The organism is Pseudidiomarina salinarum (assembly GCF_000753715.1).
GTDB lineage: Bacteria > Pseudomonadota > Gammaproteobacteria > Enterobacterales > Alteromonadaceae > Pseudidiomarina > Pseudidiomarina salinarum.
Window position 1 is genome coordinate 1 of the sequence record NZ_JPER01000002.1, and the last position, 21,271, is coordinate 21,271.

Here is a 21,271-nt window from a genome sequence, read left to right on the forward strand (position 1 = left end):
GTTTGACGCGATTAAATTTTTCTTTAGACATAACAGCCTCTCTTTTGACAACTTACGGTGGTTAAACACCAATAATTCAGTTGCTAACCGAAAGATGAACAGAAGAGGAATGGCCGAAAAAGAAATGGTGCTGATAGGCGGATTCGAACCGCCGACCTCACCCTTACCAAGGGTGCGCTCTACCAACTGAGCTATATCAGCACTTTCAGATTATTTGGAGCGGGTAGTGGGAATCGAACCCACATCATCAGCTTGGAAGGCTGAGGTAATAGCCATTATACGATACCCGCAAGCCTTGATTCGGGGCCACCTCAAACCATTCGGTACTCGCCGCATTAAAACCACAATGCAAATTGGTGGAGGGGGCAGGATTCGAACCTGCGAAGGCTGAGCCGTCAGATTTACAGTCTGATCCCTTTGACCGCTCGGGAACCCCTCCAGACAAATTTTGAGTTGGTGCCGGCACCAAGAGTCGAACTCGGGACCTACTGATTACAAGTCAGTTGCTCTACCAACTGAGCTATGCCGGCACCCCGGTTAGGTGGAGCGCATTGTATTGTACCGATTTTACGGATGCAATAGAAAATGGCATTTTTTTTGGCAATTCGCCGCCGTTTGCTTAAATTGCGAACGGATGCCGTAAAATAATAGTCTCAACCCGATCCGGCCCGGTTGAAATAATATCAACAGGTACGCCGGTTAACACTTCAATCCGCTTAATATAAGCCAGCGCCGCGGTCGGCAAATCCTGATGGCGGGTTACGCCAACGGTGTTATCTTCCCAGCCTGGCATGCTTTCATAAACCGGCTCGACACTATCGTAATCTTCCGCCGCTAATGGCGGATAGTCCGTCACCGTGCCATCAGGCTTGCGATAGCCGACACAGATCTTAAGCTCTTTCAGGCCATCCAATACGTCCAGCTTGGTCAGGCAGAAGCCACTGACGGAGTTAATTTGAACTGCCCGCCGGGCGGCTACTGCGTCAAACCAGCCGGTACGGCGTTTACGGCCGGTGGTCGCGCCGAATTCGTGGCCTTTGACGCCTAAGTGTTCACCAACTTCACAATCCAGTTCCGTCGGAAACGGGCCACTACCCACACGTGTGGTATAGGCTTTGACGATACCCAGCACATAATCAATATAACGCGGGCCAAAACCGGCGCCGGTGGAGACACCGCCAGCTGTGGTATTCGATGAGGTTACATAAGGGTAGGTGCCATGGTCGATATCCAGCAGGGTGCCCTGGGCGCCCTCGAACATCAGGTTCTGGCCAGACTTCCGCGCGTCATCCAGCATCGATGGCACATCGGCAATCATATCTTTCAGTTCACCGGCGATCTTACGGCAGTACTCGAGTACTTCTTCAACGTCTACCGCGTCAACTTTATAGTAGTTGACCAGGGTAAAGTTATGGAATTCGACCACTTCACGCAGTTTTTCTTCGAAACGCGTAAAATTAAACAGGTCGCCCACGCGCAGACCGCGACGCGCCACCTTGTCTTCATAAGCCGGGCCAATACCGCGGCCGGTGGTGCCTATAGCTTTGTCGCCGCGCGCGATTTCGCGGGCTTTATCCAACGCCACATGGTAAGGCAGAATCAAGGGACAGGCTTCACTGATTAGCAAGCGCTCGCGCACAGGAACGCCACGCTTTTCCAGCATAGCGATTTCTTCCATCAGCGCTTCGGGGGATAAAACCACGCCGTTACCTATAATGCATTTTACGTTCTCACGCAGGATCCCCGACGGAATCAAATGCAAAACGGTCTTTTCGCCGTCGATAACTAAAGTGTGACCAGCGTTGTGACCGCCCTGATAGCGAACCACCAGTGATGCTTTATCGGTAAGCAAGTCAACGATCTTGCCTTTACCTTCGTCACCCCATTGTGTGCCGAGAATTACGACGTTTTTACCCATGATGCTGATACCAGATGTCTATGACTGTAGTGAATGACAGGTGCTGCTGAAAAAACAGGCGCGATTCTAGCAGGTATTTGCGCCTGAAGGTAGCCCGATCAAGGGGCTGCCAGGGCTTTTTTCAGCCGCTCGTAGTCTGCGGATTCGTGATATAACGCGAATCCGAAGCGTAGCCGGTTACCGCGATAATCGGCCTCAATTCCGGCTTCCGCCAGCTCAGCGGCGAGGGCGGAGACCGCCTCAGCACTAGCCAGCTCAAAGGTCAGGAAATGGCCATGATGATTTTCATCGGCCATCAGCAAGCTATCGCGATTTAGCTGCGAATGTTCGCTGGCGTCAATAATCGCCAGGAATTCCCGCTGTAACTGTTGCACGTAGCTGTGGATTTGCGCCACCGTGAGATTGTCTTCATCCCACCACTGCAGTACTGCCTGTAGCCGGTACAGCGCGGAATAATCCATGGTAGCGCCAGCAAAGCGCAGGCCATCGCTAGCGTATTCCACCCGACCGTCCTGTGGTTTGGCAAGGCTGGCAAAGTCGGCGAACCAGCCGGTGTATTCGGGCCGCAGGCGACACTGATGCGGCACCAGCATAAAGCAGCAGCCTTCACCAGCCTGCAGGTATTTATAGGATCCGGCCAGATAAAAAATCCGGTCCGCTACTGCGGATAAGTCGGTGGGAATGGCGCCACAACCATGATAGCCATCAACCACGACCTGGGTCTGTTCCGGTACCAGGTCAATCCAGCTGTCGACCGCTGGTGCCACCAGTCCCGAATTAAAAAACACCTGACTGGTAAATATCAGCTGGTAATCCGCGGTGCGAAGCGCTTCGCGCCAGCGCTCTTCAAAGCTGGCAAAGGGCCCAACGGCAATCATACTTACCTTAACCTGAGGCCGTTCCGTCAGCCGTCTGAGCTGGCGTGAAAAGCTGTAGAACTCGCTGTCAGTGGTAAGAATATGTAATGGCTTATCGGGCGCAAAACAACTCATTACCCGGTACAGCAGTTCATGGGTATTACCGGCGAAAACAATTTGCTCTGGTCGCGGATAGTTCAGTAGCTTAGCAAGGTGGCCCTGCACCGCGGGAATACGGTTGCCGAAGATCTCATCCCATTTATGATCCACGCCACGCGCGCTATCGTCCCAATAGTCCAGCTGTGCCTGACGGGTAACGTCCGGCCAGTAATGATGGCTGTGCGGAGAACAATGCAAACGGTCGGGATGCTTAGCAATAAACTGGCTGTAGTGCTGTTTATAGGACATAAAAGACCTGGTAATAAAAATGGGGGAGTTCGGGAAAAAAGCCCACCGGTTACTACCATCCGGTGGGCCCTGTAGTTGTTATTCCTTGCCGCTGATGTCTTTCAGGTAACGGAAGAAATCACTGCTTGGATCAAGTACCAACACGTCGTTGCCGCCGGCAAAACTTGCCTTGTAGGCTTCTAAGCTACGGATAAAGGCATAGAACTCAGTATCCTGGCTATAAGCATTGGAATAGATACCAGCCGCTTCTGCATCACCTTCACCGCGGATTTCACGCGACTCACGCTCTGCGTCAGCTAACATAACGGTTACCCGGGCATCAACGTCGGCACGGATAAACTCAGCCTGCTCGCGACCTTCTGAGCGATGCTCAGTAGCCACCGCCTGCCGTTCAGCACGCATCCGCTGGAATATCGACTGACTGACTTCGTTTGGCAGGTTGATTTGCATTACCCGCACATCGATAACTTCGATACCCAGTTCGCGGGCACTGTCAGCGCCACGAATCAGCGCTTCACGCATCAGATCGTCACGCTCGCCGGAAACGATTTCTTTAATCGTACGGTTACCGAATTCAGCGCGCAAACCACTGCTTACCCGGCGGGTTAACAGGGCTTCAGCCTGCTGCTGATTACCGCCGTTGGTCGACAGATAATAAGTAGCAAAATCCGAGATACGCCATTTCACATAGGTATCAACGATCAGATCTTTTTTCTCGCTGGTGATAAAACGATCCGGGTCGCCATCCAGGGTTTTAAAGCGGGCATCAAGGCGTTTTACCTGCTCAATAAAGGGCAGTTTAAAATGCAGACCTGGTTTAAATACCGTCGGCTCGCCGGTTTCAGCATCCCGCTGAACCTTACCGAACTGTACTACGATAGCCCGTTGGCCTTCCTTCACTACGAATAGTGAGGACACCCCAAGTGCCAACGCAATAATGACTAAAATCGCGATTAAATTTTTCATACTTTACCCCCTGCCACTGCTGGTGCGGTCGCTGCTGCGGCCGCTGGCAGAATCTGATGAAGTCTGGTTGTTACCTGATGAGGATCCACTGCCTTTCGACATGGATTCACTGGCACCACCGGCAGAAGACTGGTTACGCTGACGCTCCATGATTTTATCAAGCGGCAGGTACAACATATTGTTGCTACCTTCAACATCAACCATAACTTTGCTGGTGTTCTGATAGATGCCTTCCAGCGTCTCCAGATACAGACGCTCACGGGTCACACCAGGTGCAGCGCGGTATTGCGGTAACAATTGCTCGAAACGGGCCACTTCACCCTGAGCCTTCAGAATTGTCTGTTCACGATAAGCCTGGGCTTCCTGTAATACCCGGCGAACCTGACCACGAGCCAGCGGTTCAACCTGACGGGCATAAGCTTCAGCTTCACGAATGAAACGTTGCTCATCTTCCTGTGCCGAGATCGCATCATCGAAAGCGTCTTTTACTGCTTCCGGTGGCCGCGCTGGCAGCAAGTTAATGTCGACAATCTGGATACCTAACTGATACGGGGCAACCATAGTCTCAAGTAATTGCAGGGTATTGGCGCGCACGCTTTCACGACCAACGGTCAGGACTTCGTCCATGGTGGTATGACCCACTACATAACGAAGCGCACTGTCGGTCGCCTGGGCCAGACTGCGGTCAGCATTTTCGACGGCATACAGGTAATCACGCGGATTCACCACACGGTACTGTACGTCGAGCTCAACCCGTACCACGTTTTCGTCCTGCGTCAGCATGAAACCTTCAGATTGAAACTGCTGAACGTTACTAACGTTCACTGCTTCAACGCTGTCGATAAAGACTGGCCGCCAATGTAAACCGGACTCAACCAGATCATGATATTGACCGAACCGAAGTACAACGCCACGTTCCGCTTCTTTTACCGTATAAAAACCGGCAATGAACCAGACGGCAACAAGAATTACCGCAATAACGCCGATGCCTTTAGACGGAAAACCACCGCCACTTTTGCCATCGCCGGATTTCTTACCTTTGCCACCAAAGCCTAATTTACCCAGTAAATTACGCACTGCTTCGTCGAGGTCGGGCGGGCCTTGATCGCGGCCACCCTGATTTTTCCATGGATCACGGTCGTTGTTATTACCGTTTCCCGGTTGATTCCAGGCCATTTATTACTCCAGTTAAGAGTTGATATATAAAACTTAAAAAAACTGTCCAGCGACTATTCTACAAAGCCTTGCAGGCTATCGCCATACTCTGTGGCAACTTGCTTACATAGCCGTTGCCAGTCTACCGCAGACATTCTTACCTGCAGAGCCAGTTGCCCATCGTCACAGGTCTGCTCGCCGGTCACGCTGTTCAGTGCATACAGCTTACCACGTAATTTACCCATTGACGGAGGAATCCGTAAGGAAACATTAACCATCCGCGGGCGTAACCGATCGGTCAGGGCCTTTGCCAGTAGCTCAACGCCGTCACCGCGCCGGGCTGACAGCCAGACCCGGATGGGCATACCCAGATCATCGCGATCGATGCGTGCTTCGCCATCATCTAGCGCGTCAATTTTGTTGCAGACTAACAGTTGCGGCACTTCATCAGCACCAATTTCACTCAGTACTTCAGTGACCTGATGCATGTTGTCTGCCTGACGGTCATCGCTGATATCCACGACATGCAGCAGCAGGTCGGCTTCCTGAGTTTCCTGCAAGGTTGCCTTAAAGGCTGCCACCAGTTCATGCGGAAGATGACGGATAAAACCAACGGTATCAGCGAGGATGATACTACCAACATCTGGTAGTTCAAGTTTTCGCAAGGTGGGATCCAGGGTTGCAAACAACTGATCGGCCGCGAACACGTTGGATTCGGTGATCCGGTTGAAGAGTGTGGATTTACCAGCGTTGGTATAGCCAACCAGTGACACCGTCGGAATTTCAGCGCGCTGTCGCGCCCGGCGCCCTTGCTCGCGCTGTTTCTGAACTTTGGCCAGACGGGCCATAATATTGCGGATGCGACCACGGATTAACCGACGGTCAGTTTCCAGCTGGGTCTCACCCGGACCCCGTAAACCAATACCACCTTTCTGCCGTTCCAAATGCGTCCAGCCACGAACTAACCGGGTCGACAAGTGCCGCAACTGAGCTAATTCAACCTGCAGTTTACCTTCATGGGTGCGGGCGCGCTGGGCAAAGATATCCAGGATCAGGCCAGTCCGGTCGAGTACCCGGCACTGACAGAGCTTTTCAAGGTTACGTTCCTGGGTAGGCGATAAACTATGGTTAAAGATAACCAGGTTCGCACCCACGGCTTTAACATGCTCGGCCACTTCTTCAGCCTTGCCGCTGCCTACGAAATAGCGCGAACTTGGGGTACTGCGGGCCGCCGTCACCACGCCAAGGGTATCGACCCCGGCTGATGACACCAGCAACTTCAATTCAGAAAGGTCTTCCCGATCAATTTCAGTCGGGAAATTGACATGTACCAGGACAGCCTGTTCACCACTTTCAAACCTATCAAACAAGCTATCACTACTCCTCTGTAACTAACACGTCGTTAATCGATTGCCTCTTCGCTGTCGGCTTCAGCCTGGGGCAGATAATTCTGCGGAATCCGGGCCGGAACCACAGTTGAGATGGCATGCTTGTAAACCATCTGACTAACGGTATTTTTTAATAAAATAACAAACTGATCAAAGGACTCAATTTGCCCCTGCAGCTTAATGCCGTTGACCAGATATATCGCAACGGGCACACGTTCGCGACGCAGCGCGTTTAAAAAAGGGTCTTGTAACGTTTGTCCCTTGGCCATAAGTGCTTCCTTTTTTTGTTATAGTTCGAGTGCAGTCATGACTTCCATCCGCACAATGTCAATCGTTGATAACTATAGAACAAGCTATTCTGTTTGACACCTTTGCTAACAAAATATTTCTTACACACCACTCATATAGGGATGTTTTTCAGCTTTTCAAGTGCGCCCAGTCAGCGAAATACCTTGGCGGCGTCTGACAGTAAGCGAGTGCCTGGCTCACCAGGTCATCAGCTTCGCTATCCAGCCAGTGTACGCCCGGCCACTTGCGCAACCACGTCAATTGCCTTTTTGCCAACTGACGGGTCGCAAAAATCCCCCGATCGATCATTTTGGGATAATCAAACTCGCCATCGAGATACTGCCACACCTGGCGGTAGCCGACGCAGCGCAGTGCGGGCAGATCCAGATATAAATCCGGTCGGGCTCGCAAGGCTTTGACCTCATCCAGCAGCCCTTGTTCCATCATTTGTTGGAAACGCAACGCGATACGCTCATGGAGTACAGCGCGGTCAGGCGGCGCCACCGCCAGTTGCCAGATCGGATAAGGTAATGCGCCCTCACGTTGCTGCGACAATTCAGTAAGCGAATGCCCGCTGCTGCGCCATACTTCCAGTGCCCGAATCAGACGTTGTGGGTCGTTGGGATGAATCCGACCGGCGCTTACCGGGTCAACCAGTTGCAACTGGCGATGCAGGTACTCACTGCCCTGCTCATCAAGTAACGCCTGCAACTGCTGCCGGATGGCCGGATCGGCCTCAGGCAGTTGCGACATCCCTTCCAGCAACGCCTTAAAATAAAGCATGGTGCCACCCACCAACAGCGGGATCCGGCGCTTTTCAATAATAGCGTCGATATGACGGCGCGCGTCCCGGGCAAACTGGGCTGCGGAATAACTCTCAGCGGGATCGCAGATATCGATCAGCCGGTGCGGCGCCTGCGCCAGTTCAGCCGCGGTCGGTTTTGCGGTGCCAATATCCATGCCGCGGTAGATCAGCGCTGAATCGACCGAGATAATATCGCAGGGTAGCTGCCGGCACAGCTCAATTGCCAGGCCAGTTTTACCCGCCGCCGTGGGTCCGTAGAGGCAAATGACGCCGGGCTGATTCATCGTAATGGCTCCGGTAGATCGGGTAGCGGCACCGGCAACAGCAGCTCACCGGGCTGCCCCAGTTCATTACGCCATACCTGCAGCCAGTGCTCAGCGCGGGTGGCGCTGTAATGGCAGGCGACCTGTTGCAAGGCCAGCCAGGTCCAGAGTTCTGGGGCCGGTTCATCGTCTGACTCCGGTAGTAACTTCACCAGTTGCATCAGGGTACGGCTGACATCGGTCTGTCGCAGTGGCGCGGGGACCTGTTGCACTATGAGCTGCCGCCCGCTGGTACTCAGTTGCACCCCGAACCGCGCCAGCCGGTGCTTGTCCGTTGCCCGCAGCCGCTGGCAGTCATCCGGATCAGTAACCTGTACCGGAATCAGTAACGGCTGGCCCGCCAGGCCAGTCTGCCACTGCAACGCCAGTTGCCGGGCCAGTTGCTGTTGCTGAACACGCTGTAAATCGAGCAGCGCCAGCGGCGCGCTTGCCCCAGGGTCACTGAGCAGTGCAAAACGGTCGGCTACTACCTGCAGCACCAGGTAACCGCTACTGCGAGAAACTGCCGCTGGTGCCGGCGCCGGCATGCCACCCATGATGCCCGGCAAAGGTGTTGCCGCTGCAGGTTTGAGTTCCTGTAACTGTTGCCGCAGGCCAGGAGCAGCTGGCTGATACTGGTGCGCAGCTGGCACCGGTTCAGCACGCGCCGCACCGGCCAGCACCGGCCGCAGGCTTTGCAGGACAAAATCGTGAATTTGCCGCGCCTGATGAAACCGGACTTCATGCTTGGCCGGATGCACATTCACATCAACATCAGTTGGCGGTAACTCCAGGTACAGCACAAAGGTCGGGCTACGCTCATCGCTAAGTTCGTCAGCATAGGCCTGGCGGATTGCATGAGCTAATAACCGGTCGCGCATCATGCGGCCATTGACGTAAAAATATTGCACGTCGCCCTGATGACGGCAATGAGCGGCTGGCGCAATCCAGCCATGCAGACGCACCGGTCCGGCTTGCTGCTCCAGATAAATGGCATGATCGGTAAAAGCCGCACCACAGACTTTGGTTAAGCGGTTCAGTGACTGCTCTTTACCGGTCGCCGCCGGGTAACTTCGGATTAATTTCTGGTTATGGCTCAGATTCAGGCGGATATCGAAGCGGCCGAGCGCAATACGCCGAACCACCTCATCAATGTGGCCAAATTCGGTTTTATCCGTGCGTAAAAACTTGCGGCGGGCCGGCGTATTGAAGAATAAATCCTGCACATCTACTGTGGTGCCGTCGGGGTGGCTGGCTGGCGCCAGCTGCGCCTGCATATCGCGGCCTTCAACCCAGGCCTCCCAGGCTTCGCTCTGATTGGCAGGTTTTGAGGTCAGCCGTAACCGCGAAACCGATGCAATACTGGCCAGCGCCTCACCACGAAAACCCATGCTCATAATCGCCTCAAGATCAGCCAGGCAGCTTATCTTGCTGGTGGCGTGGCGACTTAGCGCCAACGGCAGTTCGGCTTTGTCGATGCCGGTGCCATTATCGCGAATGCGGATACGTCGGCGACCTCCCTGCTCCACTTCAACGGTGATCTGATCAGCTCCGGCATCCAGGCTGTTTTCAACCAGCTCTTTGACGACCGATGCGGGACGCTCGATCACCTCGCCGGCGGCTATCTGATTCGCCAGGGCGACGGGCAAAAGGTGTATTGGCATCGCTTAACCTATCCGGATGACGGAATATCGAGTACCTGGCCTACTTTCAGCACGGTACTCTTTAACTTATTGCGCTCTTTAATCGCCTGCACTGAGGTGTTATAACGCTCAGCCAGTACCGACAGCGATTCGCCTGATCGCACCACATGCTTGCTGGCACGGTTGGTGGCAAAATAGGTTCCGTCGGGCGGCTTGCGGGTGAAGTAACTGCGGACCCCATGATAAACCGCACGGGCAATCTGTTGCTGGTATTTATTGCTCAGCAGCAACCGCTCTTCTTCAGGGTTTGAGATAAAGCCGGTTTCGACCAGCATCGATGGCACACTACCGGAAGTCAGCACCGCCAGACTCGCATGTTGCGGCTTACTCTTGTGCATGCGGGTTATCTTCTTCATCTCATTGATAATTTCTTCAGCCGCTTCATAGCCACTGGCCATGGCGTGATCCATCGACATAGATACCAGCGCTTCGTTCAGGTAACCATAGGTATCATCGGTCTGGATACTGATCTCAACCCCGCCAAGCACATCCGACAAACGCTCTTTATCTTCCAGCAAACGGCCCATTTCGTTATTGGCTCGGCGGTTTGACAGTACCCATACCGAGGCGCCCCGGGGCTGCGGGGTGGTAAAGGCATCCGCATGAACCGATACCAGCAAATCAGCCTTAATTTCCTCAGCTTTACGGGTTCTGGCTTTCAGGCCAACGTAATAATCATCGGAACGAATCAGATAAGCCTGCATGGCTGGATCTTCATTAATCATATCGGCCAGCGCCCGGGAGATTTTCAATACCACATGCTTTTCGTAGGTACCGGCAGGGCCAATCGAGCCCGGATCATCACCGCCATGGCCAGCATCAATAGCCACGGTAACTTTACGCTCTTTCAGATCGCTGGCCCTTAATACCGGTGCGCTGCGGGCAATGGACCGGCCGGGCAGATCCACCACCAGCCGTTCACCATAGCGATCATTTGCGGCCAGCGGGAACACCGTTGGGTCTACTTTTTCGGTTAACTCGAAAACAATGCGGGTGCTTTGCTTATCTTTAGGGGTACTCAGGCGGATCTTGCTAATCAGCAGCGAGTCGGTTGGCACTTTACTGACGTCTATTTTGCGATTGGTATTATCGAAATCGATGACCAGGCGGTAGGGTTTGGTGTCATATAAGGTGAAGTAACTGAAGGCCGGGGTTTCGGACAGATCAAAAACCACGCGGGTGTTATCCGGCGCGGGCCAGACCCGAACGTTTTCAATACTGTTGGCGTAAACCGGCGCCAGCGTAAGCGTGGCGAGGCATGCCAGTATTCCCATAAGCCAGCGATGCATCAGAATGTATCGAGAAGTTCCCGACCCCGTTGTGTTAGCGCAGTTAATGTCATTGACCTTGCGGTGTCCGCATAATCAATCTTTATCGTTATATCCGGGTCTGGCAAATAGCCCTTTCCACGTTGCGGCCACTCAGCCAGAATAATCCTGTTGTTGCCAAGGTAATCACGAATGCCCATAAATTCAAGCTCTTCAGGATCAGCCAGCCGATACAGATCAAAATGATGCACCTGCCAGTTGGGCAAATCATAACTCTCTACCAGGGTGTACGTAGGGCTTTTGACCTTGCCCTGATGCCCAAGTTCCTGAATAAAGCCGCGGCTGAAGGTGGTTTTCCCGGCGCCCAGTTCGCCATACAAAAAAAATGTCAGGCCAGCACCATCAGCTTTGCCCGGCAGCCGCTCAGTAGCTTTAGCTAAACGTGAGGCAACCGCCAACAATGCCGCTTCATCAGCGAGAAATAAAGTTACTGCAGTCATGCGTTGTCCGTAAGCGAGGTCAGTTGCTGGTGGGGGTTAACCAGCCGTCGTAAAAAATAAAGCAAATCGGTCGGTAGTGTACCACGTTCCCCCTGTTTTGCCGCAAGTTCACCCGCGCTGCCATGCAGCCAGGCCGCTATCGCCAATACCTCTTCCACAGGTATCTGTTGCGCCAGCAAGGCACCAATAATACCGCTCAGTACATCTCCTGAGCCGCCGGTTGCCAGCGCCGGTGAGCCCTGCCGGCAAACCTGAATTAAGCTGTCACCGGGTGCCGCAATAAGACTACCGGCACCTTTGAGCAGCACCTGGGCGTTAAACTTATCCGCCAGCTCACGCACTGCGCCATAGCGGTCCTGCTCAATTTCAGCTGCGGAGCATCGCAGCAACCGCCCTGCCTCGCCCGGGTGCGGTGTGAGTAGCCAGTTAGCTGCAGCAGCCGGTTTTTGTTTACCGTTCGCGAGCAAATTCAGCGCATCGGCATCCATCACCAGGCAGCCTTCCCAGCGACTTACCTGATCGAACAACGACTGCCCCCATTCAGCTTTGCCGAGCCCCGGGCCAAGTACCACCACATCGGCCTGGCTAAGCAAATCCTCAAGGCCGCTGTCGTCGGCAGTAGCAGCATCAAGCGGGTGCACCATAAGTTCCGGCTGAGCGCCAGCAACAATGGGATGACTCTGAAGATGGGTCAGCACACTGACCTTGCCAGCGCCGCAACGTAAAGCCGCCTGGCCAGCCATAATTGCCGCCCCGGACATGCCTTTGTAGCCGCCTACAATAAGAACGTGGCCATGTTGGCCCTTATGAGAAGCCCCGGCCCTGGGTTGTAAGCGCCCACTAACATGCCTGGCATTTAGACTGGTGGCAACCGGACGCTGCCGCCGCTGGAAAGCTTCACCAATACCCAGTTCAGCCAGTTCCAGCACGCCACAGTAAGTCGCGGCCTGGCCGGTAACAAGGCCCGCTTTCAGCGCCACCATAGTAATAGTTGCATCGGCTTTGACAGCAACTGGCATGGGTTGTCCGGTATCGCTATTGAGGCCCGTGGGGCAATCCACGCTCAGCACATACGCCCGGTGACAGGCAGAAAAATCATTGAGTTGCCGGGTGAGCTGCAGATAGTCATCGCTGAGATCGCGGCTTAGTCCGGTGCCAAGTAAGGCATCGACGATAAGGTCCGCGCCAGCCAATATGGTTTCACTGACTTCAGCCAGTGCCGTCACTTTACCACCCTGGTCACGCCAGACCTCGCAGGCCTGCTGTGCCAGCGCGCTGGATGCCTGCGCAGCGGCGACTTGCACTTCATAGCCGGCGTCCCGCGCCAGCCGCGCCAGTACCCAGCCGTCGCCACCGTTATTACCCGGCCCACATAGAATCAGTAGCCGTGCCGGTAGCTGCTGCACTTGCCGAATATGCTCCAGACAAGCCTGCGCCGCCCGCTGCATAAGCTGCTTTTCGCTGATATCAAGACTGGCTGCGGCATCCTGTTCGCCCTCGCGCACCTGCCCGGTTCGGTAAATAAGCTGCGACCTGCTTAGTGCCATCAGTGAATTCCTCGTCGTTTTTTGGTATTTTAGGCGTATCATTCAAGCATAAGACGTATTCCATGGATTTTCATCAACTCGCTGCCGATATTAAGCGCTGGGGCGCTGAGCTAGGCTTTCAGAAAGTCGGTATTGCCGATCTCGATCTGAGTGCCGAGCAGGAGCATTTACAGCGCTGGCTGGCAGCCGGCATGCACGGTGAGATGGACTACATGGAACGTCATGGTGATCTACGCGCCCATCCCGAACAATTGCATCCGGGCAGTGTGCGGGCCATCTCAGTACGCATGAACTATCTGCCGGCCGAAGCGGGGTTTGCCAAAACCCTTAAAAACCCACGGCTTGGCTATATCAGCCGCTACGCATTAGGCCGCGATTATCATAAGTTAATGCGTAAGCGCCTGAAGCAGTTGGGCGACCGGATTAAAGAGGCCTGTGCCGAACTCGAGTTTCGTCCGTTTGTAGATTCAGCGCCAATAATGGAGCGGCCGCTGGCCGTAAAGGCCGGACTGGGCTGGACCGGCAAACACAGTCTGGTACTGGATGAGCAAGGCGGCTCCTGGTTTTTTCTGGGCGAACTGCTGGTGAATCTGCCGTTGCCGGTAGACAAACCCGTCGCTGAAAAGTGTGGTACCTGCAACGCCTGCATCACCATCTGCCCCACCCAGGCGATAGTCGAACCTTATATTCTGGACGCGCGCCGCTGCATTTCCTACCTGACCATAGAACTGAAAACAGCCATTCCGGAACCCTTGCGCCCATTAATCGGCAATCGTGTTTACGGTTGTGATGACTGTCAGTTAATCTGCCCCTGGAACCGTTATGCGCAGCTAACCGATGAAGCCGATTTCTCGCCACGCCAGCATCTGCATGCGCCGGAACTACTCGATCTGTGGGCATGGGATGAGGAAACTTTTCTGGCCCGCACCGAGGGCTCGCCGATTCGACGTATTGGCTTTGAACGCTGGACCCGGAATCTCGCCGTCGGACTCGGCAATGCACCCACTGATCCAGAGATCATCAGCGCCCTCGAAAGCCGCCGCGATCAGGTGTCGGACATGGTCCGGGAGCATATTGACTGGGCGCTGGAACGCCAGCGCAGTGGCGCGGTGCAGCCCGCTAAACAGGTTCTGCGGCTGGTGCGCGCCGTCGAGCGCGGTCTGCCGCGCGACGCCTGATGCTACAGATGAATTCGGTCACGCCCCCGGCGTTTCGCTTCGTATAATAGCTGATCAACCTGCGACAACAGGCTGTCGGCCGAATCAAAACGGTCGGGACTAAACTCCGCCAGGCCCACACTGATGGTGAATGTAATCTGGGTATCTTTAACTCTGATATCCAGCTCTTCTACTTTTTCCCGCAATCGTTTGAGAGCGTTTTCAGCCTCAGTGGCCGGCGACTCAGGAAACAACACCGCAAATTCATCCCCGCCCATGCGCGCAGCGACATCGATATCACGCAATGAATTGAGTAATAACTGCGAGAATTCCTGCAGTATGCTATCCCCCGACATATGCCCATACTGATCATTTATCTGCTTGAAGTTGTCGATATCGATCAGTGCCAGCGAGAACGGCCGCTCCATGCGTTCGGCGCGCTTCATCTCATTTTCCAGCAGCGGCATAAATAACAACCGGTTACCAAGCCCGGTTAACGGGTCATGATTGGCTTTATAGCGCCAGCTTTTTTTGGCGGACGTTTCGCTCATCAGATCACGCTGATGCAGCTCCGATCCCAGTACTGAAATGGTAATGGTATACAAATAGGCCAATAGCAGTAAGCGCGTGCTCCCGGCATCCGCCATCGCAAAGGGCCCGGGATGCTGCGCCGCCAGTACCACAATGAAACTGATGGTAAGCGCCAGGGTAATATAAACCGTTTCTCTGCGCCCCTGCACTGCCAGAAATAACAGCGCCGGAAACAGCAGAAATATAAATCCCCTGAACATGCTGAAAGCCAGCCAGACCATGCCCAGACAAATGATAAATAAGCTCAGGCAACGCAGCAGTTGTCCGCTATCCACCGGCTCTATGCGGTTAAAGGCTGTAGACAACGGATAGACAATGAGAATGCCCAGGCTGTTGGTCAGTATCAGCATGCCCCATAAAGGCAGCGCTTCAGCCACGGTAATGTAGCCGCCCCATATCAGATTCGGGGTGAGAATTGATGCATTTATGGCGGTTGGGATCAGGCAGACTGCCAGCAAAAAAGGGATTATATCGGTAAAGCGTTTCAGATCATGGGGCAGATAGCGCCGCAGCAGCTGATAGGCGACAAAGCTCTCTAACGTATTGGCGCCGGCAGAGATTGCGGTGTGAAAGTAACTGGTGACTGAGCCGAGTGCGTCCATACCCGGCAAATTAGCACCATAACTGGCGATAAAGATAAATGGCAGGGCGCGCCAGCCATAGCATTTCACCATCACCAGGCCGATGCCCGACGGTAACCATACTAAGGCGATGTTGTCTGGCCCCAGCGAAAAGGTCGACATGGCCAGGTGCGCGCTCAGATAATAGATGATTGTCCCGGCAATCAGCCAGGCGAGACGATAACGGTAGAGCAGACCAACATCGTTCATGAATCCCTTCTTCTCAATCACAGGTCGTGACTTTGAGATTAGACTGCCATAGTCACCCTGACAAGAAGTCTTTCTGACTCAGTTGTCGGATTTGTGCGCAGTTTTGCGGGAAATAGTTGCCAGTAACTGCGTAAAAAAATGTCGCCCTTTACGCCGGGCAAAGGCAATATTGCGATCAGGTATGGACTCAGGTTCACTGTATGAGGCAAGTGCTTGCTCCAGGCTAGCTTCCCGCAGAATATGTAAAACCGGATAAGGTGAGCGATTGGTATAATTGGCCGGGTCATCTTCAGGCTCGCCATCGAAACAGTAATCCGGATGAAAACTGGCTAACTGATAAACACCTTCATAGCCCTGTTGGCTGATGAGTTCATTAGCCAGATCCACCAAATCCAGATAGCCCCAGAACCCTTCAAAGCCGGCAGGGATAATCAATAAAGTGGTTTCAGTATCCGGATGCTGATCCAGATACTCGCACTCGCTGATTAAATCCTCTAAAACCCCGGGCAAGCGTGAAGACTCAGAGACAAGGTAACGGATACTGTCACGGTCAACTTCACGACGGGCAAAAGGACAGATTGAATATTTGACGATAAGTTGCTCAACCCAGGCTTTGGTTTGAGTTATAACATCCTGCGTCTGCGGTTGGATGGTGGCCATCTTAGTTACTTTTTCGCGGCATTAGATTGCTGCAGTAAATCACGAATTTCCGTCAGCAGCAGTTCCTGGCTGGAAGGTTTAGGCGCGGCTTGCGGCGCTTCTTCCTGTTTCTTCTTCAGTGAGTTCATCACTTTAATCGCCATAAAAATAGCGAAGGCGACGATAATAAAGTCGACCGTAGTCTGAATAAACTTACCGTAAAGGATAGCAACGGCCGGCTGGGTTTCGGTGGCTTCCTGGATAACCAGCGCAAGTTGGGAAAAATGGACACCACCGATCATCACGCCCAGAGGTGGCATGACAATATCTGCGACAAAGGATGAGACCACCCGCCCGAACGCAGCGCCGATAATAATACCCACTGCCATGTCTACAACATTGCCGCGCAGTGCAAACTTTTTAAATTCCTGCAGCATAGCCATCCGTATTCCTCCAGCGATTAAGTGATTGACCACAATAAGAATAGCCGATGTTTCTGTGGAGTAGAAACGAAAAAAGGCAAGCCTGTTAGGGCTTGCCTTTTAAAAGGTCTTTCGCAGGCGATTTAGATCGCTACGATGTTTTCTGCCTGTGGGCCTTTAGGACCCTGAGTTACAGAAAACTCAACGCGTTGGCCTTCAGCCAGCGTTTTGAAGCCAGTGCTGGCGATTGCGCTGAAATGAGCGAATACGTCAGCGCCGTTTTCGCGCTCGATGAAACCGAAACCTTTAGCTTCGTTGAACCATTTTACTGAACCAGTAATTGTATTAGACATAATGATAAATCCTGTGTAGTTAATAAGCCCTGTTAGAGGCGATAATGCGGGAAAAAAATAACTGAAACTTAAAACTACAGGACGATGTGATTACGAATAATGTGCAACGAAGTGGAGTATCTAAATAAATATTTTTCTATCCGACAAAGAGGATTGTACGCTGATTCAACTTAATGTCAATCGCTCATTTCGACGGGACCAGCAGTTACCCCGCCAGGCCGGTAATTAACAGTCCGCCCCCCAGCAAGTACAGCACCATGATAGTGAAGCTCTCCAGGCCGATGCCGCCGATCCCCTGCCGCTCCCGGCGCAGCAAGCCCATCATCAATACCCCTGACATCAGCAAGGTAAGGACCGTCCAGAATTTCGTTTCATCGCTGATGGCATGATAAATCGAGCCTTCCTGATAAGCGATATCTGAGGCTGCGGTAAACAGGGTGTCAAAGGCATTACCACCGATTATACCGCCAACCGCCAGCGTTAAGGCGCCCCGACGAACCGCCGCGATCGAGGTTACCAGCTCGGGAATCGAGGTGCAGACAGAAGTCATCAGTATTCCAACCAGGGTATTGGTAAGCTGGGTTTGCTGCACAATAACCGTCGCCGACGGTTCCAGAATCCAGCCCGCAAAGCCCAGGATCAGCATCAGGATGATAAATTCGCCCCACAAACCGCGAAGATTTGGTTGGAAACTGCTTTCGTCGGGCTTATCTTCGCGAGTTTCCCGGGTACTGACCGGGCTCCACATCGGCACTGAGCGTGCCTGATGGACCAGCCGTATGCTATAGCCATAAAAGCCAAATAGCACCGGTGTAATGGGGTGGACGCCAAAAATAGTGACATCGGGCAAAAACGGGCTGAGCAAAATCAGCGACAGCAGTGATATCAGCACTGCATTTTGCATCATGTTCGGCGCCGAGGCCGCAGCATGCTCCAGGTTAGCTTTGCGGTAGCTCATATCCGCCACGGCCAGAAAAAACGTCTGTACGGCGATGCCACCTAGCGCATTACTCACTGCCAGTTCGGCGTTACCACCCCAGGCGGCAGTTACCGACAAAACCGAACCGCCCAGAGAGGTCGCCGCGCCCAGCAGGATGGCGCCCGCTGCCGCTTCGCCAATACCAGTCTGGTCGGCCAACTGATCAACCGCGCGGGTTATACGGGTTCCAGCCACCGTAATCGTCAGCGCACCGGCGATAAAAATGACAATCGCCTGCCATAACGTCCAGTTATCAGGGCTCAGTATCGGCAACCAGAGATCTCCCTGTTTTATTGCGAAAAACTAAGGATAGTACAGCTGCTGAAAGTTCTCCTGGTTTGCCATTTTCGCCTATTATAAATAGTATGAGTACATGAACGTGCATGACTATCTGCACCTTAACGCCCAAAACGGAGAGGAAAATAGCATGACTGATCAACCATTTCTGACCGACATTAAAACCATTCGCGAACGGGCCCGGAAGCACATCGATAAAGGTGCAGTGACCGAGGGCTACTCCGCCAACCGCGAAAACGTCATTCAGATTCTGAATGAGGCCCTGGCTACCGAGATTGTTTGCACGTTACGTTACAAAAGCCATTACTTCCGCGCTGACGGCATTCACGCCGAAGTTGCAGCCGAAGAGTTCCTTGAGCATGCCGAAGAAGAGCAGGAGCATGCTGACCGCATCGCCGAACGTATTGTACAACTGGGCGGTAAGCCAAACTTTTCCCCTGAGGGGCTCTCAAGCCGCGCCCATGCAGAGTTTATCGAAGGTGATAATCTACGCGAAATGATTGAAGAAGATCTGATAGCTGAACGCATCGCCATAGATACCTACCGGGAGATTGTCCGCTACCTGGGTGATCAGGATCCGACCTCACGCCGTATTATGGAAGACATTCTGGCGCAGGAAGAAGAGCATGCTGATGATATGGCCGGCCTGCTGGCAGGACTACCAGGGAACTAACATTGCTTAACGACTATCAACAAGTACGTCAACAGACGCTGGCACTGACCGAATGGCTCAGTGCCGAGGATATGATCCTGCAGTCGATGCCGGATGCCAGCCCGACCAAGTGGCATCTGGCCCATACCACCTGGTTTTTTGAAACCTTTCTGCTGCAGCCGCATTTACCCGGTTACCGGGTTTTTCATCCGTCTTATACTTATTTATTCAATTCCTATTACGACACGGTCGGCGATCGTCACCCCCGCCCCACCCGTGGATTGCTGTCGCGACCGCCACTCAGCGAAGTGCTGGCCTATCGGGAATATGTCGATTCAGCCATGGTAAAGCTTTTTGAACAGGCCGGTGACAAGCACAATGACGATGTCACTATTGGCCTGCATCATGAAATGCAGCACCAGGAACTGATCCTGACCGATATCAAACACGCCTTATCTTTTAACGATTATGCCTTTCCTGAGCCAGCACCGGCCGAGCAACTGCCCGCGTCGCAACCTGATCGTGAGTTCACTGCTTTTAAAGGCGGCCTGACCACCATCGGCACAAATGCCGAAAGCGGCTTTGCCTATGATTGCGAACAACCTGAGCACAAGGTCTATGTACCTGATTTCAGCCTTCGTAACAGCCTGATCACCAACCAGGAATGGCTGGAGTTTATGGCTGACGGTGGTTACGAGCGGCCCAAGCTCTGGCTCTCGGATGGCTGGGCCCGCTGTCAGCGCGAACACTGGCAGGCTCCTTTATACTGGCGGCAAACTGAAGACCATTGGCAGGCGCTGACGCTACATGGCTACCAGCAAGTCGATCCATTGCAGCCGGTTTGTCATATCAGCTATTACGAAGCGGATGCCTTTGCCCGCTGGGCCGGTTACCGGTTGCCGACCGAAATGGAATGGGAGGTCGCGGCGCGCAATCAGACCATCGACGGCAACTTTTCAGGGTCAGGCCGCTGGCATCCGCAAGCCCCGGCAGAAAAAGGCTTAACCCAACTTTACGGGGATGTCTGGGAATGGACGCAGAGTCCGTTTCTGCCCTATCACGGCTTCCAGCCGCCGGGTGGCGCGCTGGCCGAATACAACGGTAAATTTATGGCCAACCAATGGGTGTTACGGGGTGGCTCCTGCGCTACCGCGAAAGCTCAGCTACGACCAACCTACCGCAACTTTTTTTACGCGCACCAGCGCTGGCAATTTAGTGGCCTGAGACTGGCCAGATAAACAAACTTTAAATGGACGAGGTAACGCAGTATGTCAGACCCGGTGAGCACCACGCTGCCAGAAACAGAGCAGGCAGATAAGGAATTTCTTGACGACGTTATTGCCGGCCTTCACCGTCAACCGAAACAACTGGCGCCAAAATATTTCTATGATGAACAGGGATCGCGCTATTTTGACCAGATTTGTCAGTTGGAAGAGTACTACCCCTATCGCACCGAACTTGAGTTGCTACCACGAGTTGCGAAAGAACTGAACGACTATTTCCACCAGCAGACCAGCGATGGCATTCATGTCATTGAGTTTGGTGCTGGCTCTTTACACAAAATCAAACCCCTGCTGGAGCATGTGGAGCAGATAGACGAATTTACCGCTATCGATATTTCCGGTGCACACCTGCAAAGCGCCTGTGCGGAGCTGAAAAACTATTTCCCGGAATTAACTATTCACGGTGTCGAAGCGGATTTCACCAGGCCCTTTCCGTTAAAAGCCGAGGGTCGCGTGCATCTTGGTTTCTTCCCGGGCTCAACTATCGGCAACCTGGCGCCGGCTGAGGCCGTCGAATTTCTTGCCAATGCCCGCCAGACTCTGGGTGAAGGCAGCTACATGCTCCTGGGTGTGGATACCAAGAAAGATGAGCAACTGCTTCATCAGGCCTATAATGACAGTGCGGGAGTCACCGCCAAATTTAACAAAAATGTTCTGGTGCGAATCAACCGTGAGCTGGGAGCGGATTTTGACCTGGACGGGTTCCGGCATGAGGCCTGGTATAATGACGCGAAAGGCCGGGTCGAAATGCACCTGCGCAGTGTTCGCGAGCAACGAGTGACCCTGGGTACACAGGTGTTTGACTTTGCCAAAGACGAAACCATTCACACTGAAAATTCGTACAAATACCATCCACACGAGTTCGAAGATTTAGCAGCAAAAGCCGGCTGGCACGCTGAAAAGTGGTGGCTGGCAGACAACCAGATGTTCTCGGTTACTTTGCTGCGTAGTGATCAATAATAG

The 21,271-nt window shown here is 53.4% G+C and carries 20 protein-coding genes and 4 tRNA genes; 4 read left to right on the forward strand and 20 right to left on the reverse strand.

Features of this window, described 5'->3' with window-relative positions:
• Window positions 1-125: 125 nt before the first annotated feature.
• From IDSA_RS05505 to IDSA_RS05575, 15 genes are all read right to left on the reverse strand, one after another.
• Window positions 126-201, reverse strand: a tRNA-Thr gene (locus IDSA_RS05505).
• A gap of 14 nt (window positions 202-215) precedes the next feature.
• Window positions 216-290, reverse strand: a tRNA-Gly gene (locus tag IDSA_RS05510).
• Between the two features lie 64 nt (window positions 291-354).
• A tRNA-Tyr gene (locus IDSA_RS05515) sits at window positions 355-439 on the reverse strand.
• Between the two features lie 15 nt (window positions 440-454).
• Window positions 455-530: transfer RNA gene (locus IDSA_RS05520), tRNA-Thr, on the reverse strand.
• Between the two features lie 89 nt (window positions 531-619).
• Window positions 620-1,918 carry an adenylosuccinate synthase gene (locus IDSA_RS05525; protein WP_034775073.1) on the reverse strand — a complete coding sequence of 433 codons (1,299 nt, stop codon included), beginning with the start codon at window positions 1,916-1,918 and terminating at the stop codon, window positions 620-622.
• Window positions 1,919-2,016: 98 nt separating this feature from the next.
• The gene (locus IDSA_RS05530; protein WP_034775074.1) at window positions 2,017-3,183 is read right to left on the reverse strand and encodes an aminotransferase class V-fold PLP-dependent enzyme; all 1,167 of its coding nucleotides are present in this window, start codon (window positions 3,181-3,183) and stop codon (window positions 2,017-2,019) included.
• A 78-nt stretch (window positions 3,184-3,261) separates the two neighbouring features.
• Window positions 3,262-4,149, reverse strand: a complete 888-nt coding sequence (hflC, locus tag IDSA_RS05535; RefSeq protein ID WP_034775075.1) for a protease modulator HflC — start codon at window positions 4,147-4,149, stop codon at window positions 3,262-3,264.
• A 3-nt stretch (window positions 4,150-4,152) separates the two neighbouring features.
• Window positions 4,153-5,325 carry an FtsH protease activity modulator HflK gene (gene hflK / locus IDSA_RS05540; RefSeq protein WP_034775076.1) on the reverse strand — a complete coding sequence of 391 codons (1,173 nt, stop codon included), beginning with the start codon at window positions 5,323-5,325 and terminating at the stop codon, window positions 4,153-4,155.
• 53 nt (window positions 5,326-5,378) lie between these two features.
• A complete protein-coding gene (gene hflX / locus IDSA_RS05545) occupies window positions 5,379-6,674 on the reverse strand; it encodes a ribosome rescue GTPase HflX (protein WP_034775077.1) in 1,296 nt (431 codons plus the stop codon).
• Between the two features lie 32 nt (window positions 6,675-6,706).
• On the reverse strand, window positions 6,707-6,961 hold the full coding sequence (gene hfq / locus IDSA_RS05550) for an RNA chaperone Hfq (protein WP_034775078.1): 255 nt from the start codon (window positions 6,959-6,961) through the stop codon (window positions 6,707-6,709).
• Between the two features lie 148 nt (window positions 6,962-7,109).
• The gene (gene miaA / locus IDSA_RS05555) at window positions 7,110-8,069 is read right to left on the reverse strand and encodes a tRNA (adenosine(37)-N6)-dimethylallyltransferase MiaA (protein WP_034775080.1); all 960 of its coding nucleotides are present in this window, start codon (window positions 8,067-8,069) and stop codon (window positions 7,110-7,112) included.
• Window positions 8,066-9,751, reverse strand: a complete 1,686-nt coding sequence (gene mutL / locus IDSA_RS05560; RefSeq protein ID WP_034775081.1) for a DNA mismatch repair endonuclease MutL — start codon at window positions 9,749-9,751, stop codon at window positions 8,066-8,068. Before mutL ends, miaA begins: the two co-directional genes overlap by 4 nt.
• A gap of 8 nt (window positions 9,752-9,759) precedes the next feature.
• Window positions 9,760-11,079, reverse strand: coding sequence for an N-acetylmuramoyl-L-alanine amidase (locus tag IDSA_RS05565; protein WP_034775082.1), 1,320 nt, complete (start codon window positions 11,077-11,079; stop codon window positions 9,760-9,762).
• Window positions 11,079-11,558 carry a tRNA (adenosine(37)-N6)-threonylcarbamoyltransferase complex ATPase subunit type 1 TsaE gene (gene tsaE / locus IDSA_RS05570; protein WP_034775084.1) on the reverse strand — a complete coding sequence of 160 codons (480 nt, stop codon included), beginning with the start codon at window positions 11,556-11,558 and terminating at the stop codon, window positions 11,079-11,081. Before tsaE ends, IDSA_RS05565 begins: the two co-directional genes overlap by 1 nt.
• A complete protein-coding gene (locus IDSA_RS05575; RefSeq protein WP_034775086.1) occupies window positions 11,555-13,105 on the reverse strand; it encodes a bifunctional ADP-dependent NAD(P)H-hydrate dehydratase/NAD(P)H-hydrate epimerase in 1,551 nt (516 codons plus the stop codon). Before IDSA_RS05575 ends, tsaE begins: the two co-directional genes overlap by 4 nt.
• A gap of 62 nt (window positions 13,106-13,167) precedes the next feature.
• Here IDSA_RS05575 and queG point away from each other — a divergent pair, with 62 nt between their 5' ends.
• Window positions 13,168-14,283: a tRNA epoxyqueuosine(34) reductase QueG gene (gene queG / locus IDSA_RS05580; RefSeq protein ID WP_034775088.1), complete on the forward strand. Its 1,116-nt coding sequence runs from the start codon at window positions 13,168-13,170 to the stop codon at window positions 14,281-14,283.
• A 2-nt stretch (window positions 14,284-14,285) separates the two neighbouring features.
• Here the strand turns inward: queG and IDSA_RS05585 are convergent, their stop codons facing one another.
• The 5 genes from IDSA_RS05585 to IDSA_RS05605 form a co-directional block, all read right to left on the reverse strand.
• A complete protein-coding gene (locus IDSA_RS05585; protein ID WP_034775089.1) occupies window positions 14,286-15,683 on the reverse strand; it encodes a sensor domain-containing diguanylate cyclase in 1,398 nt (465 codons plus the stop codon).
• Between the two features lie 78 nt (window positions 15,684-15,761).
• Complete coding sequence (locus IDSA_RS05590; RefSeq protein WP_051986112.1) at window positions 15,762-16,343, reverse strand: DUF1415 domain-containing protein; 582 nt, start codon at window positions 16,341-16,343, stop codon at window positions 15,762-15,764.
• Between the two features lie 5 nt (window positions 16,344-16,348).
• A complete protein-coding gene (gene mscL / locus IDSA_RS05595; RefSeq protein ID WP_034775090.1) occupies window positions 16,349-16,765 on the reverse strand; it encodes a large-conductance mechanosensitive channel protein MscL in 417 nt (138 codons plus the stop codon).
• A gap of 122 nt (window positions 16,766-16,887) precedes the next feature.
• Entirely contained in the window at window positions 16,888-17,097 is a 210-nt protein-coding gene (locus IDSA_RS05600; protein WP_034775091.1) for a cold-shock protein, read from the reverse strand.
• A gap of 205 nt (window positions 17,098-17,302) precedes the next feature.
• Complete coding sequence (locus tag IDSA_RS05605; RefSeq protein WP_051986113.1) at window positions 17,303-18,349, reverse strand: sodium:calcium antiporter; 1,047 nt, start codon at window positions 18,347-18,349, stop codon at window positions 17,303-17,305.
• A 154-nt stretch (window positions 18,350-18,503) separates the two neighbouring features.
• Here IDSA_RS05605 and IDSA_RS05610 point away from each other — a divergent pair, with 154 nt between their 5' ends.
• The 3 genes from IDSA_RS05610 to egtD are packed head-to-tail and all read left to right on the forward strand — an operon-like array spanning window position 18,504 to window position 21,268.
• Window positions 18,504-19,046 carry a ferritin-like domain-containing protein gene (locus IDSA_RS05610; protein ID WP_034775092.1) on the forward strand — a complete coding sequence of 181 codons (543 nt, stop codon included), beginning with the start codon at window positions 18,504-18,506 and terminating at the stop codon, window positions 19,044-19,046.
• Between the two features lie 2 nt (window positions 19,047-19,048).
• Window positions 19,049-20,263: an ergothioneine biosynthesis protein EgtB gene (gene egtB, locus IDSA_RS05615; RefSeq protein ID WP_034775093.1), complete on the forward strand. Its 1,215-nt coding sequence runs from the start codon at window positions 19,049-19,051 to the stop codon at window positions 20,261-20,263.
• A 30-nt stretch (window positions 20,264-20,293) separates the two neighbouring features.
• Window positions 20,294-21,268, forward strand: coding sequence for an L-histidine N(alpha)-methyltransferase (egtD, locus tag IDSA_RS05620; protein WP_034775094.1), 975 nt, complete (start codon window positions 20,294-20,296; stop codon window positions 21,266-21,268).
• Window positions 21,269-21,271 lie beyond the last annotated feature (3 nt).

Bases quoted from the DNA above. Each gene is read 5' to 3' on its own strand.
- IDSA_RS05525 (WP_034775073.1), bottom strand. From the start codon at position 1,918: ATGGGTAAAAACGTCGTAATTCTCGGCACACAATGGGGTGACGAAGGT.
- IDSA_RS05530 (WP_034775074.1), bottom strand. From the start codon at position 3,183: ATGTCCTATAAACAGCACTACAGCCAGTTTATTGCTAAGCATCCCGAC.
- hflC (WP_034775075.1), bottom strand. From the start codon at position 4,149: ATGAAAAATTTAATCGCGATTTTAGTCATTATTGCGTTGGCACTTGGG.
- hflK (WP_034775076.1), bottom strand. From the start codon at position 5,325: ATGGCCTGGAATCAACCGGGAAACGGTAATAACAACGACCGTGATCCA.
- hfq (WP_034775078.1), bottom strand. From the start codon at position 6,961: ATGGCCAAGGGACAAACGTTACAAGACCCTTTTTTAAACGCGCTGCGT.
- miaA (WP_034775080.1), bottom strand. From the start codon at position 8,069: ATGAATCAGCCCGGCGTCATTTGCCTCTACGGACCCACGGCGGCGGGT.
- mutL (WP_034775081.1), bottom strand. From the start codon at position 9,751: ATGCCAATACACCTTTTGCCCGTCGCCCTGGCGAATCAGATAGCCGCC.
- IDSA_RS05565 (WP_034775082.1), bottom strand. From the start codon at position 11,079: ATGCATCGCTGGCTTATGGGAATACTGGCATGCCTCGCCACGCTTACG.
- tsaE (WP_034775084.1), bottom strand. From the start codon at position 11,558: ATGACTGCAGTAACTTTATTTCTCGCTGATGAAGCGGCATTGTTGGCG.
- IDSA_RS05575 (WP_034775086.1), bottom strand. From the start codon at position 13,105: ATGGCACTAAGCAGGTCGCAGCTTATTTACCGAACCGGGCAGGTGCGC.
- queG (WP_034775088.1), top strand. From the start codon at position 13,168: ATGGATTTTCATCAACTCGCTGCCGATATTAAGCGCTGGGGCGCTGAG.
- IDSA_RS05585 (WP_034775089.1), bottom strand. From the start codon at position 15,683: ATGAACGATGTTGGTCTGCTCTACCGTTATCGTCTCGCCTGGCTGATT.
- IDSA_RS05590 (WP_051986112.1), bottom strand. From the start codon at position 16,343: ATGGCCACCATCCAACCGCAGACGCAGGATGTTATAACTCAAACCAAA.
- mscL (WP_034775090.1), bottom strand. From the start codon at position 16,765: ATGGCTATGCTGCAGGAATTTAAAAAGTTTGCACTGCGCGGCAATGTT.
- IDSA_RS05600 (WP_034775091.1), bottom strand. From the start codon at position 17,097: ATGTCTAATACAATTACTGGTTCAGTAAAATGGTTCAACGAAGCTAAA.
- IDSA_RS05610 (WP_034775092.1), top strand. From the start codon at position 18,504: ATGACTGATCAACCATTTCTGACCGACATTAAAACCATTCGCGAACGG.
- egtD (WP_034775094.1), top strand. From the start codon at position 20,294: ATGTCAGACCCGGTGAGCACCACGCTGCCAGAAACAGAGCAGGCAGAT.